Genomic DNA, 13,627 nt, shown 5'->3' on the forward strand with positions numbered 1-13,627 from the left:
ATAAAAATGATTCTTGTACTGAAAACGAGTCTGCATGAGGGATAGGAGCGGTATCCTTTTGTGCCGGGGTTCGGCACAAAAGATATAGCGGATAGCCCGACCCCGCTCCCGAGGCTTCGGGAAAGCGGGGGCATGCCCTGATAAATCTAATGAGAAGATTCAAATATTTCCTTTATTTTTAAGGTCTTGTGGTTTTATTACTTATTTTTACAATCTTATTATTATATTTTCGTTGATGCAGACTTCATTAAAAATTGCCGTTGTCGGTTCTGGATTAGTTGGATCGCTTTTGGCAATTTATCTTAAAAAAGCAGGCCATACCGTTCATGTTTATGATCGTAGCCCTGATATTCGTAAAATAAATTTTTCGGGACGCTCTATTAATTTAGCGATGTCAAACCGTGGCTGGAAAGCGCTTGACGGAGTTGGAGTGGGAGATGCGGTTCGCGAAATCGCTATTCCGATGGACAAACGCGCTATTCATTTAGTTGATAAGCTGAATTTTCAGAATTACGGTCAGGAAGGAGAATCTATTTATTCAATTTCTAGAGGAAAGCTGAACCGAAAAATGATAGACTTGGCAGAAAATGCTGGAGCTGAATTCCATTTTGAACAAAAAATCTGGGATGTAACACTAAGTGATGCGACACTGCATATCGGAGAAACCGAAAGAGGAGAGTGGGAAGAACGAAAATACGATATGGTTTTTGGCGCCGATGGAGCTTTTTCGAGAATTCGCCACAGAATGCAGCGCCAGAGCATGTTTAATTATTCGCAGGAATTTTTAAATATGGGTTACAAAGAATTAAACATTCCGGCAAATGCAGATGGAAGTCATAAATTAGATAAAAACTCTTTCCACATTTGGCCAAGAGGCGAATATATGCTTATTGCGTTGCCAAATCTTGATGGAAGTTTTACGTGTACTTTATTTATGCCTTTTGAAGGAGAAAATTCTTTTGAATCTTTGACAGACCGAAAAATGGTCGAGAATTTCTTCGAGAAAAATTTTCCAGATTCAATTGAGGTTATTCCGGAATTGGCAAATGATTTCTTTAAAAATCCAACAAGTACGCTTGTTACGATGAAATGTTTTCCTTGGACTTACGAAAACAAGATTGCCTTGATTGGAGATGCCTGCCACGCAATTGTGCCTTTTTATGGACAAGGAATGAATGCCGGCTTTGAAGATATTACAGTTCTAAACGAAATGATCGAAAAATACGGAGACGACTGGAAAAAAATCTTTACAGAATACCAGATTTCACGCAAACCAAATGCCGATGCAATTGCAGAACTTTCGTATCGCAATTTTATGGAAATGAGTACCAAAACGGCAGATGAAAAATTCTTGCTGCAGAAAAAGATTGAAAAAATCTTCTCAGATAAACATCCAGATAAATGGATTCCGCTTTATAGCCGTGTTACTTTCAGCGACAGACCTTACGCAGAAGCTTTAGCAATTGGTGATTATCAAAACGGAATTATGGAAGAAGTTCTGAGAATGGAAAATATTGAAAATATCTGGAATGGTCCAGAGGTTGAAAACAAAATTCTGGCATTGCTGGAACAAGCTTAAAATTTTTTAAACTATATAAGTGATATAAGTAAATATAAAACTTCGCATACAATAAACCCGACAGATTCAAAATCTGTCGGGTTTGTTTGTTTATAAATATATAGGTAGGATTAAATGAGCTTATATAACTTATATAGTTCATTTTTATTTGCTTTTCATGAATTTTGACAAAACACCAAAAACTCCTCTTATAAAGGTAGCACTTGTTACGACTTTTAAAACCGATTTGGTTACTACTTCTGTGGTGCTTGGTTCAGCTTTAGATGATCTGCTTGGTGCTTGTTGTTCTGCTGCCGTTTGAGTTGCTTCGTCAATTTTTTTGGTCAGCATTTCGTAGGCACTTTCGCGGTCTATTTCTTCGCTGTATTTTTTTACCAGTTTTGATTTATTGTTTATTTCGTCAATTTCAGAATTAGTAAGAATGTCCATTCGGCTTTGCGGAGCACGCATCATGGTCGCCACAAGAGGAGTGGGTACACCTTTTTCATTAAGCGCAGTCACGAGAGCTTCACCAATTCCGAGACTGGTTAGCAATTCGTCCGTTTTATAGTATTCAGAAGTTGGATAGTTATCAGCCGTTTTCTTAATTGCTTGACGGTCGTTTGCAGTAAAAGCTCTTAAAGCATGTTGGATTTTTAGTCCCAATTGAGCCAGAACACCACTCGGAACATCCATTGGGTTTTGTGTCACAAAATAAACACCAACACCTTTCGAGCGGATCAGTTTTACAATTGTTTCAATTTGTTCTAATAAAGCTTTGCTCGCTTCATTAAAAATCAAATGGGCTTCATCAATAAAAATCACTAATTCAGGCTGAGCCGCATCGCCCTTCTCGGGCATTTTTTGATAAATCTCAGCAAGAAGGCTTAACATAAAAGTCGAGAACAATTTAGGCTTGTCCTGAATATCCGTCAAGCGAATGATATTTACGTAACCTTTTCCGTTTTCATCAATACGCATTAAGTCATCGGTTTCAAAAGAAAGTTCACCAAAAAACAAATCACCTCCCTGTTGTTCAAGTTCAATAATCTTTCTTAAAATAGTTCCCGTTGTAGAAGTCGATATTTTACCATAATCGGCAGTGATTTCTTCTTTGCCTTCTTCGGTAATATAATTGATAACCTTTTTGATGTCTTTCAAATCCAGTAGAGGCATTTGTTTATCATCACAATATTTAAAGATAACCGCAACAACGCCTGCCTGTGTATCATTAAGGTCTAAGATTCTTGAAAATAAAACAGGACCAAATTCTGAAACAGTCGCACGGAGGCGCACGCCACTCTGTTTTGACAGAGACATGAGCTCGACAGGAAAAGAAGATACATTATAAGGTATGTTTATTTTAGCATGGCGCTCGGTAATAAAACCTTCTTCTTTTCCTTCTTTTGCAATACCGCTGAAATCTCCTTTAATATCCATCATCAATACCGGAATTCCAGCATTAGACAATTGCTCAGAAAAAACCTGAATTGTTTTTGTTTTTCCCGTTCCGGTTGCTCCGGCAATAAGGCCATGGCGGTTTAGTGTTTTAAGCGGAATCCTTACAGCAGCTTCAGCAACGGCTTCACCATCTAAAATCGCACCGCCTAGGGTTATAGTGTCGCCTTTAGCTGTATATCCGTTGTTAATGTGCTCGATAAAATTATCTTTTTTATTCATTTTTTTATTTGTAATTTAGATGATTATAAGATTATTGCTTGATTTTAGTGGTGTTTTTATGTGGTTTTTTTTAGTAAGAAAAAGCCTTTTTTGATTGAAAAATTAATAAAAAAAAAATTCTCAGCTTTTTAAGAAGATATCAATGGAATCTTTGAATATTTACTAAAACGTTGTAATTTTTCTAATTATCGTCCTGTTTTTTGTTTTATCTAAAAAATGATGTCGGCAATTTAATGAGATATTTTTTAAATTGAAGTTAAATTTCGGTCAATTAAATTAAAAAAAGTTTTTTTATTTAAACTAAACGTATAAATTTGCTCCTCTACAAGTTAAATATAACTAAAAAATAAAAATTATTTAAAACTATTAAAATTTAAAAAAAATGGCAAACGTTAAAGTTAAAAAAGAGAGCACTTCAAATGGGGGAGGAATGATTACAGGGATCATTATTGTAGCGTGTATCTTAGTTGGGTTTTTAATTTGGAAATTCGTGATGGGTTCTCCTGCTAACTTTGAAGGTGGGAATCCTGAAACAGGTCACCCAATCAATACTTTAGGGATGGTATATAAAGGAGGTTTCATTGTACCAGCATTATTAGGTATGTTTTTAATGGTTGTTGTTTTTTCTATTGAAAGATTTATCGTTATCTCTAAAGCTGCTGGAAAAGCAAATTTAGATACATTCATGAAAAATGTTCAAGGAAGCATTAAAGAAGGAAACATCGAAGCTGCTATCGCTTCTTGCGACAAACAACAAGGTTCTGTTGCAAATGCAATTAAATCTGCTTTAATTAAATATCAGGATGTTAAAAAAGAAGGATTCAACAGTGAAGAAGCTTCTGAAGTAATCCACAAAGAAATCGAAGAGGCAACTTCATTAGAAATGCCAATGTTAGAGAAAAACATGACTATTATCTCTACTTTAGTATCTTTAGGTACATTAGGAGGATTATTAGGAACTGTATCAGGTATGATTAAAGCGTTTGGTGCGTTAGCTTCTGCTGGTACTCCAGACCAAGCTGCTCTTGCAACAGGTATCTCTGAGGCACTTATCAACACTGCAACAGGTATCTCTACTTCTGTATTAGCAATTATCTCTTACAACTTCTTTACTGCTAAAATTGACGATTTAACTTACTCTATCGATGAGGCTGGTACAACTATCGTTAATACTTACAGAAAATTCAGAGGAAGTTTAAGACAATAATTAATTTTTGATATTCAATTTTTATATCAAAATAAAATAAAAGATAATGGCTAAAATAAAAATGAAAAAAAAGTCGACATCGACAGATATGACTGCGATGTGTGATGTTGCATTCCTTTTGCTAACGTTCTTTATTTTGACCGCTACTGCTAAAGTGCCTGAGGCACTTCCTGTAGACACGCCATCATCTACTGTACAAAGTAAATTACCAGATTCTGATTTGGCAATTATTACAGTAGGTAAAGGAAAAGTGTTTTTTGACATCAAAGGTAGAGAGACTCGTAAAAAGACTCTTGAAGGAATGGGCGCTAAATACGGTCTGACTTTTACTGAGGACGAAAAAGACAAATTTGCATTGATGGATGATTTTGGTGTGCCAATTACAGGTCTAAAGTCAATCATTGAAATGAAAGCAGCGGACAGAAGCAAAGCACAGCAAGGTGGAGTTCCAATCGATTCTACAGATAACCAATTAAAAGATTGGCTTTTGGTAGCGAGAAGAGCGACAATTGACCTTAGCGGAGGAACTAAAGAATTGCAGATTGCAATTAAAGGAGATGCTAAAGAGGAATATCCAAAAATTAAAAAAATTATGGATATTTTGCAAGATCAAAAAATCAATTCCTTTAACTTAGTTACAGGTATGAGAGGAAAAGACTTTTAACTAAAAAAAATACACTAAAATGGCTGAATTAAATACCGGCGACGGTGGTGGTGGCAAAGGTGGTAAGGTAAGAAGTAAAAAGCAAAGCTCGAAAGTCGATTTAACGGCGATGGTGGATTTGGCTTTCTTATTGATTACGTTCTTTATGTTGACTACTTCGTTGTCAAAACCTCAATCGATGGATTTGTCTTTGCCAGATAAAAATCCTGACGAGACAAAAAAAGATGAAACGAAGGTAGATGAGAATCGTACCATGACAGTAATGCTTAAAGCTGACAATAAGATGACATATTATATGGGATTGTTGGAAGCTCCGAAAGTAGGGCCTAAAGATATTGCATATGGTAAAGATGGTATCCGTAAAGAATTGTTAAAACAAAAACAAAGTGTTTTGGCTTATTCTGCTGCTAAAGGCAACCCAGGAAAAGGTATAATTGTAATCATCAAGCCAACAAAAAAATCAAATTACCGCAATTTGGTTGATATTTTGGATGAAATGGCGATTACTAAAGTTGATACTTATGCTATCGTTCCTGAATTTACACCAGAGGAAACAAAATTGGCAGAGAAAAACTAAGAGTAATCTTAATTTGTCAACTTAAAAATCAAGAGATATGAAATTAGATATTATAAAAAATCAGTGGCTTGATATCGTATTCGAAGGACGTAATAAGATATATGGTGCATATGAACTGAGAAAATCAAACGGAAAAACTACTGTGAAAGCATTAGTTATCGGTTCGATTATCTTCAGCTTCGCTATTGCAGCTCCTCTTATTGCAAGTCTTTTACCAGAATCTACTGAAGTAGAAGAAAATAAAGATATTAAGATTGCAACGGTAAAATTACCTCCTAAAAAAGAGGAAGTTAAACCAAACCAACCACCACCGCCACCACCGCCACCAAAAGTGGATCAGGTGAAATTCGTAAAACCTGTGGTTGCGAAGGCTGAGGAAGTAACTGAAGATCCACCAAAAATTGTGGATTTAAAAGACAAAAAAGTTGGTGATCAAACTATCAAAGGAGACCCGGATGCAGTTTTAACTGTAGATGAACCAGTAGGTACAGGGCCAGTTTCTCAAGTGGTAGAAGAAGATAACCAAGTTTATAACACAGCTGGTATCGAAGTAAAACCAGATTTCCCTGGAGGGATTGAAAAATTCTACAAGTTCGTAGGGAATAACTATAAAACTCCAGAAGAAGAAGGTTTAAAAGGTAAAGTTTACGTTACGTTTGTAGTTGAAAAAGACGGTTCATTAACCGACATTAAAGTTTTAAGGGATATCGGTTACGGTACAGGAGCAGAAGCAATTCGTGTTCTTAAAAAATGTCCAAAATGGACTCCCGGCGAGCAAAATGGTAAAAAAGTTAGGGTTCTTTACTCTCTACCTATTACTATTCAATCTGCAGAATAATGTTAAAAGATATGCTTAATAATATTCAGAAGAAATCGCTCAAAGAGCGATTTCTTCTTGTTTTAGGAATACTCTTTTTTTTGATTTATCTTGTACTCGGTTTAATGATTATGTTTTGGGAAAAGCTTCCTTTAAACATGGAGCCAAAATACAGATATGCTTTCGGCATTCTGCTGATTGTTTACTCAGGGATACGATTTTTGAGATTAATTAATTCTAAGGACGAATAAGTATGTTGAAATATAGTAAGGCAATAGTCTTGATTGTTTTTGTCTTTTTGTTTGCAATGTGCAACCAAAAAAGCAAGAATGAGGCTGGAAATGAAACCATTTTAAAAGGAGCGATTGATATTACTGTTGACGAAACCGTAAAACCAATCGTAGAGGATCAGGTTGCTGTTTTTGAAGGAACTTACTATGACGCAAAAATAAGCTTGAAACCTAAATCTGAGGCTGAAGTTGTAAATGACCTGCTCAATCAGAAAGTTAAAGTTGCTGTAACTGCAAGAGATTTAACTAAAGAAGAGCTGGAAAGATTTGAAAAAAGCAAAATCAAACCAAGGGTAACACCTTTTGCTCAAGACGCTATAGCTTTAATTTCAAGTAAAAGCAATAATGATACTTTAATTGCGTTGAAATCTGTGATTGATTTTATGCAAGGTAAAGCTGACTCAAGAATAAAAGGGCTGGTTTTTGATAATCCAAACTCAAGCACAGTTCGATATATGAAAGAATTGGCGAAGGTAAAAGATGTTCCGAATACTGGCGTTTTTTCATTCAAAACAAATGATGAAGTAATTAAGTTTGTTTCAGAAAATGATGGAATGATTGGTGTTGTTGGTGTAAACTGGCTTTCACAACCTTCTCCTAATATGGCTGAAGTTATAAAGAAAATTAATGTCTTAAGCGTTAAAGGTTTAAACGATAATAAATATTACAGTCCGACTCAAAATGACTTAGCGAAAGAGAAATATCCTTTGGCACGTGATTTGTTTATTATAAATTGTCAAGGTTATACTGGACTAGGGATGGGGTTCTCTTCATTTATAGCTGGAGAGATTGGACAAAGAATCGTTCTTAAATCAGGACTGCTACCGTATAAAATACCTAGCAGAAAACTTAAGATTAGAAACGAAATTATAAACGATAAAGAATAAATTAATTATTATAAAGATGAATAAATTTAAAATTTTTAGTCTTGCCTTGGCTGCTTCAGCTACTGTAGCAAAAGCGCAGGACATCAATCAAGCAAAAAAAGCAATCGATGCTGAACAATTCGAAAAAGCAAAAACGCTTCTTAAATCAATCATCAAAGCAAAACCTTCTGATGGTGAGGCAAATTTTGTTTTAGGAACTGTTTATCTAAATCAATCTGTAGCTGATTCTGCGAAAATTTATTTCGACAATGGATTACAGGCTTCAGATAAAAAGAACTTAAGCTATATTGGTTTAGGACAATTGGATCTTGATGCAAAAAATACAGCTGCAGCTCAGGCTAATTTTACTTTAGCAACAAAAGATATGAAGCGTAAAGATGTAAATGAGTTTATTTACATTGGTAGAGCTTATATGAACTCTGAGAATCCTGACTACAAAAATGCAATTGCAGTATTACAACGTGCATTGGCAATTGAGCCACAAAATGCTCAGGCTCTTTTGGCTATCGGAGATGCTTACTTTGGAGCAAACAATCAAAACGATGCTTACAAAGCTTACCGTGATGCATTTACAGCAGACAATACTTTGTTGAGAGCTAAAATGCAGTCTGGAGTTTTGTTGAAAAATGCTAAGTCATATGATGAAGCAATTAAATCTTTTAATGAAGTTATTGCTCTAGATGCTAACTACGGACCAGTTTACAGAGAGCTTGCTGAAACATATTACAAATGGGCAAGAAACAAACCTTCTACTTCTAAAGTTAATTTGCAAAATGCAATTACAAACTATGAGAAGTATTTAAGTTTAACAGATTACTCTCTTGATTCAAAAATGCGTCACGCTGATTTCTTGGTTTTAGTAAAAGATTACAAAAACCTAGAAGTTGTTGCTAACAAAATGATTGCTCAAGATAAAGTTAACCCTAGAATTTTCAGATATTTAGGATATGCTGCTTACGAAAACGGAAATGTTGATGTAGCTATTAAATCTATCGAAGATTATATCAAAGCGCCAGGAAATAAAGTAATCGGAAGAGATTATTTGTATCTTGGATTATCTAAAATTAAAAAAGGAACTGCTGCGGATGGTGCTGTAGAGCAAGCTGCTTTTGATGCTGGTGTTGCAGATATTAAAAAAGGAGTTGAAATGGATCCTGTAATTGCTGAAGAATTAGCTGATTTTGGTAAAGCTTTATTCGGTAAAAAACAATACGCTCAAGCAGCAGCTATTTTTGAGATTGGGGCAAGTAATAAAGAATCTAAAAATTATTTAGATGATTCTGTTTACTACGGAATTTCTATTTACTACGGTAACGCAGGAAAAACTGCTGAGACTCGTGATAAAGTTGCTTTAGAAGCTGCGGATGCTACTTTTGACAAAATTTTAGTTGCTTCTCCTACTTATGATGAAGCATACCTTTATAAAGGAAGAATCAACAGTTTATTAGATAAAGACGATTTGATTATCAAAAATTACGAAGAGTACATTACTAAAACAACTGCAAAAGGTGCTGAAGAATTAGCTAAACCTGCTACAGTTAAGAAAATAGTTGAGTCTTATAATTCAATCGCTGCCGCTTATGCAAATACAGACAAAGCTAAAGCAATTGAATACTTCAATAAAACTTTAGTTTTGGATCCTGCAAATACTTATGCAGCGCAATCTTTAAAGTCTTTGAAATAATTTAGACCTTTAGTCTATATAGAAACCGGTAGTTCAAAAAGCTACCGGTTTTTTTGTTCCATATTTTATTGACTATCTTTGCACTTTAAAACAAAGTAATGTTATCAAAAGAAATACAGTTAGAAGTTAATAAAGGAGCTATGCTTCCATTGATGGAGGAGTTTTATACGATTCAAGGAGAAGGTTTTCATACAGGACGTGCAGCTTATTTTATTAGAATTGGAGGATGTGATGTCGGGTGTCATTGGTGTGATGTAAAAGAAAGCTGGAATGCAGAACTTCATCCGCCAACAAGTATTGATCTGATTGTGAAAAATGCTTCAAGCTATGCAGATACTGTTGTAGTAACGGGGGGCGAACCATTGTCTTGGGATATGACTTTGCTTACTCAGGAACTGAAAAATAAAAATCTTAAAGTTCATATTGAAACTTCGGGTGCTTTTCCGTTATCGGGAACTTGGGATTGGATTTGTCTTTCGCCAAAAAAGAATAAATTGCCGACACAGACTGTTTATGATAATGCAGATGAACTTAAAGTTATAATCTACAACAAGCATGATTTTATATTTGCAGAAGAACAGGCAGAATTAGTAAATGATAATGCAATTCTCTTTTTACAGCCAGAGTGGAGTAAAAAAGAAGAAATGACGCCGCTTATTGTAGATTATGTTATGAATAATCCGAAATGGAGAGTTTCCCTTCAGACTCATAAATACTTGAATATACCTTAAAACAAAAAATCTCTTCTAATGAAGAGATTTTTTGTTTAAATGATAAACAACTGTGTAAAAAATAATCAGATTGTTTATTGCCAGTTTTTATATTTTTTTAAAGTTGTAATATGCGCTAGATGATGATTCCCGTGCCAGGCATAAGAGCCGATAATCTTTTTGATTTTATTTTCTGAGTTGTCAGAAGGATGGATAAACGTTTTTTCTAAATCTGACTCTGTTAAATTCTTCATTATAAAAGCCAGACGCGCATGAAGACCTTTTAATAAATTTAGGGTTGGCTCTATTGGCATTTTTAAATCATCAGGAAGTTCTGCCCATAAAACTTCATCATAAGCTTTAATTACCGGATTGTTTTCGGTCAAGGCCCACTTTATTCTGATAAAACAATTCATATGGCTTTCGGCACAATGATGTACTACTTGCCTTACTGTCCATCCATCTGGGCGGTACGGTGTGTCTAATTGTTCGTCAGTTAAATGTAGTACCTCTTTTTCGAGTCTGTTTGGTAAAGTTTCAATTTCATTGATTTTTTCTTCAATGTAAACGATGGAATAATTCTCAGGAGCGATAAATTTCCCAATCGGGTATTTTAATTTTTCTAAATCTAGTTCGGTCATTTGGTAAGTATTTAAATGGATAGTTTTGCTAAATAATCATAATGACTTCCTTCTGAAATCAACTCGCATTTTAAGCCGTTTGCAATAGCGGCGTTTTGAAGTGTATTATAATCTAGGTAAAGCCAGTCAAAAGATTCTTCTTTTTCGCCTTTGTACGAAATTGTAAATTCAAGTTCTCCGTAATAATCATTGTCAGATGGAATCCATTTACCCCCATCTTCATCTTCATCAAACATGTATATGATGTCAGAACTGTCAATCAGGATTTGTCCTTCAGGATTTAAAAGTGATTTTAGTTTAGCTAAATACTCATTGCAGTTTTTAAGTTTTCCGAAAATTCCGGTTCCATTCATCAATAACAAAATGGTATCAAATTTTTCACCTTCATAATCTAAAATATTTTTAACCTCTGCCTTTTCAATTCCTCGCAAAAGACAAGTTTCAATTGCTTTTGGAGAGATATCGATAGCGGTAACATCTAAATGTCTTTCATTTTGTAGCGATAATGCATGGCTTCCGGCGCCGGAACCAACATCCAATATTTTTCCTTTGGCGAGTTGAAGCGCTTTTTGTTCTATTGCGGGCATTTCAGGATAGCTTCTAAAAAGATAGGCAACACTCATTTCATCTTCTTCGGAAATAGAGGTTTCGGTAATAATATCTTCCGGTGCGTTGTTGGTTTGGAAATCAAATATAGCTTTCCCAAAAAGATCTTTCATCGTTTTAATTCAAAGATTAAGGTTTCAAGTTTAAAGTTGTGTAATTTTGCAACTCAACTTTAAATTTTAGACTTGAAACAAATTTTAAATAACTTAAATAAGTCTGCCAAAGATAAGCATATCGAAAACAAAAAGTATTTTGATAAGCTCAAAAAGAAACAGCCTAAAAATTTGGATTATATAATGCAGGACTTGCATGATTCTGAATTTAGAAAAACGGACTGTCTCCAATGTGCCAATTGCTGCAAAACAACTGGCCCTTTGTTTACCTTGGCTGATATTGAAAGAATTTCAAAACATTTTCGGCAAAAGCCACAGCAGTTTATTGATCAATATCTTCGAATCGATGAAGATAAGGATTATGTGCTGCAAAATGTTCCCTGTACTTTTTTGGACAATGATAATTATTGTATGATTTATGATGTAAGACCGAAAGCCTGCCGAGAATTTCCGCATACTGACAGAAAAAAGTTTTACCAAATAGCTGATTTGACTTTAAAAAATGTCGCAATTTGCCCAGCAGCTTTTAATATTGTCGAAGAAATGAAAAAGAAATTACCTCTTTGAAAAAATCAAGAACACAAATTGATTATTTAAACGTATTTTTGAAATTGTAAATAGTTATTTTTAAAGTAATACAAATAAATTGAATTTAGAATATTTTATAGCGAGACGGCTTATTACCAATAAAGATTACAAGAGCAGCATATCGTCGCCAATTATTAAAATTGCAATTTCTGCAATTGCAATCGGCATGATTATGATGATAGTTTCTGTGGCTACCGGAATCGGCCTGCAGAAAAAAATACGCGACAAAGTCTCTGCTTTTAACGGTCAGATTATTATCTCGAATTATGATAATAATAATTCTGATGTTACTTTGATTCCTATTTCTAAGAAACAAGATTTTTATCCCCGTTTCAAAAATGTTCCAGAGGTTAGTCATATTCAAGCAGTAGCAAGTAAGGCCGGAATAATTAGGACAGAAAATGCATTTGAGGGGATTGTTTTTAAAGGAGTTGGGGATGATTACAATTGGGAAAGTATAAAGGAATATGTAGTAGAAGGAAAGCTTCCTGATTTTTCTAAAAACTTAAATGAAGATGTTATTATTTCCCGATTTCTCGCAAATCGACTCAATCTGAAAGTAGGCGATCAGTTTAATACTTTCTTTATAAAAGAAGAACAAGGCAAAATGCCAAATGTACGTCGTTTTAAAATCACCGGAATTTTTAATTCGGGTTTTCAGGATTTTGATGCTTCTTATATATTAGGAGATATTAGGCATATCCAGCGAATTAACAAATGGAATCCAGACCAAATTGGAGCTTTTGAGGTTTTTGTAAAAGATTTTAATAAAATTAAAGAAACTGGAATTCAAATTTACGAACAGACTTCGTCAAATTTAGATACCGAAACCATTATTGACAAATACAGTTATATTTTTGATTGGCTTAAGTTGTTTGATTTTAATATCATCGTAATTTTGGTTGTAATGATCTTGGTTGCTACAATCAATATGGTGGTTGCTTTGTTGGTGTTGATTTTGGAACGCACACAAATGATAGGGATTTTGAAATCATTAGGGATCAATAATTGGAGTGTTCGAAAGGTGTTTCTGTACAATGCATTTTATTTAATCGTCCGAGGTTTGTTTTGGGGGAATTTAATCGGAATCTCATTGCTTCTTATTCAACAGCAATTTGGAGTAATACAGCTTAATCCCGAAAATTACTATGTAAATCAGGCGCCTGTCTATTTAAATTGGATTTATATCCTATTGTTGAATCTCCTGACCGTTACAATTTGTTTCCTTGTACTTCTTATTCCGTCTTTTATAATAACAAAGATTTCGCCCGTAAAAGCAATTCGTTATGACTAATCAAATTAGCTGAGAAAGATAATTTGTTTTTCTGTTTGATTAATATTGTAGAACGCATTTCTACTGTTTTTTAAAATTCATTAGAATAGATATATACATATGTTTCAACCCGACAGTTTCTAAAACCTGTCGGGTTTGTTTTTTTGTTGCATATATAATAAGTATAGCGCGCTTTGTAGTTTGAGCATGATTATCTTTGTTTTTTTAAGGAGCCGTTTCCCGCTATGCGCTTCAATCTTTTATGCCTCCCGATAGCTATCGGGACCGTCACAAAAGGATTTCCGCTCCTATCGGGGCCAGGGAGGGGCGTT

At 34.6% G+C, this 13,627-nt stretch carries 14 protein-coding genes; 11 read left to right on the plus strand and 3 right to left on the minus strand.

Annotation, left to right across the window (positions count from 1 at the left end):
* The first annotated feature begins 235 nt into the window (after positions 1–235).
* Complete coding sequence (locus ACFFLS_RS01510) at positions 236–1,579, plus strand: FAD-dependent oxidoreductase (protein ID WP_379683635.1); 1,344 nt, start codon at positions 236–238, stop codon at positions 1,577–1,579.
* Positions 1,580–1,723: 144 nt separating this feature from the next.
* Here the strand turns inward: ACFFLS_RS01510 and ACFFLS_RS01515 are convergent, their stop codons facing one another.
* Positions 1,724–3,238 carry a helicase HerA-like domain-containing protein gene (locus ACFFLS_RS01515; protein ID WP_379683634.1) on the minus strand — a complete coding sequence of 505 codons (1,515 nt, stop codon included), beginning with the start codon at positions 3,236–3,238 and terminating at the stop codon, positions 1,724–1,726.
* 382 nt (positions 3,239–3,620) lie between these two features.
* Here ACFFLS_RS01515 and ACFFLS_RS01520 point away from each other — a divergent pair, with 382 nt between their 5' ends.
* From ACFFLS_RS01520 to ACFFLS_RS01555, 8 genes are all read left to right on the plus strand, one after another.
* On the plus strand, positions 3,621–4,445 hold the full coding sequence (locus tag ACFFLS_RS01520; protein WP_229355801.1) for a MotA/TolQ/ExbB proton channel family protein: 825 nt from the start codon (positions 3,621–3,623) through the stop codon (positions 4,443–4,445).
* A gap of 46 nt (positions 4,446–4,491) precedes the next feature.
* The gene (locus ACFFLS_RS01525; RefSeq protein ID WP_379683633.1) at positions 4,492–5,109 is read left to right on the plus strand and encodes an ExbD/TolR family protein; all 618 of its coding nucleotides are present in this window, start codon (positions 4,492–4,494) and stop codon (positions 5,107–5,109) included.
* 19 nt (positions 5,110–5,128) lie between these two features.
* The gene (locus ACFFLS_RS01530; RefSeq protein ID WP_379683632.1) at positions 5,129–5,686 is read left to right on the plus strand and encodes an ExbD/TolR family protein; all 558 of its coding nucleotides are present in this window, start codon (positions 5,129–5,131) and stop codon (positions 5,684–5,686) included.
* Between the two features lie 37 nt (positions 5,687–5,723).
* A complete protein-coding gene (locus ACFFLS_RS01535; RefSeq protein ID WP_379683631.1) occupies positions 5,724–6,524 on the plus strand; it encodes an energy transducer TonB in 801 nt (266 codons plus the stop codon).
* Positions 6,524–6,754: a hypothetical protein gene (locus ACFFLS_RS01540; RefSeq protein WP_379683630.1), complete on the plus strand. Its 231-nt coding sequence runs from the start codon at positions 6,524–6,526 to the stop codon at positions 6,752–6,754. Before ACFFLS_RS01535 ends, ACFFLS_RS01540 begins: the two co-directional genes overlap by 1 nt.
* Before the next feature lie 2 nt (positions 6,755–6,756).
* Positions 6,757–7,680, plus strand: a complete 924-nt coding sequence (locus ACFFLS_RS01545; RefSeq protein ID WP_379683629.1) for a PstS family phosphate ABC transporter substrate-binding protein — start codon at positions 6,757–6,759, stop codon at positions 7,678–7,680.
* Between the two features lie 16 nt (positions 7,681–7,696).
* Positions 7,697–9,364 carry a tetratricopeptide repeat protein gene (locus tag ACFFLS_RS01550; protein WP_379683628.1) on the plus strand — a complete coding sequence of 556 codons (1,668 nt, stop codon included), beginning with the start codon at positions 7,697–7,699 and terminating at the stop codon, positions 9,362–9,364.
* 98 nt (positions 9,365–9,462) lie between these two features.
* A complete protein-coding gene (locus ACFFLS_RS01555) occupies positions 9,463–10,095 on the plus strand; it encodes a 7-carboxy-7-deazaguanine synthase QueE (RefSeq protein WP_379683627.1) in 633 nt (210 codons plus the stop codon).
* A gap of 74 nt (positions 10,096–10,169) precedes the next feature.
* On the opposite strand, the gene ACFFLS_RS01560 is transcribed toward ACFFLS_RS01555, so the two are convergent.
* Both ACFFLS_RS01560 and ACFFLS_RS01565 read right to left on the minus strand, forming a co-directional pair.
* Positions 10,170–10,715, minus strand: a complete 546-nt coding sequence (locus ACFFLS_RS01560) for a YfiT family bacillithiol transferase (RefSeq protein WP_379683626.1) — start codon at positions 10,713–10,715, stop codon at positions 10,170–10,172.
* An 11-nt stretch (positions 10,716–10,726) separates the two neighbouring features.
* A complete protein-coding gene (locus ACFFLS_RS01565) occupies positions 10,727–11,434 on the minus strand; it encodes a class I SAM-dependent methyltransferase (RefSeq protein WP_379683624.1) in 708 nt (235 codons plus the stop codon).
* A 72-nt stretch (positions 11,435–11,506) separates the two neighbouring features.
* Between ACFFLS_RS01565 and ACFFLS_RS01570 the strand changes: the two genes are divergently transcribed.
* On the plus strand, positions 11,507–12,001 hold the full coding sequence (locus ACFFLS_RS01570) for a YkgJ family cysteine cluster protein (RefSeq protein WP_379683623.1): 495 nt from the start codon (positions 11,507–11,509) through the stop codon (positions 11,999–12,001).
* 79 nt (positions 12,002–12,080) lie between these two features.
* Entirely contained in the window at positions 12,081–13,316 is a 1,236-nt protein-coding gene (locus ACFFLS_RS01575; protein WP_379683622.1) for an ABC transporter permease, read from the plus strand.
* Positions 13,317–13,627 lie beyond the last annotated feature (311 nt).

This window comes from Flavobacterium procerum (assembly GCF_042431625.1).
GTDB lineage: Bacteria > Bacteroidota > Bacteroidia > Flavobacteriales > Flavobacteriaceae > Flavobacterium > Flavobacterium procerum.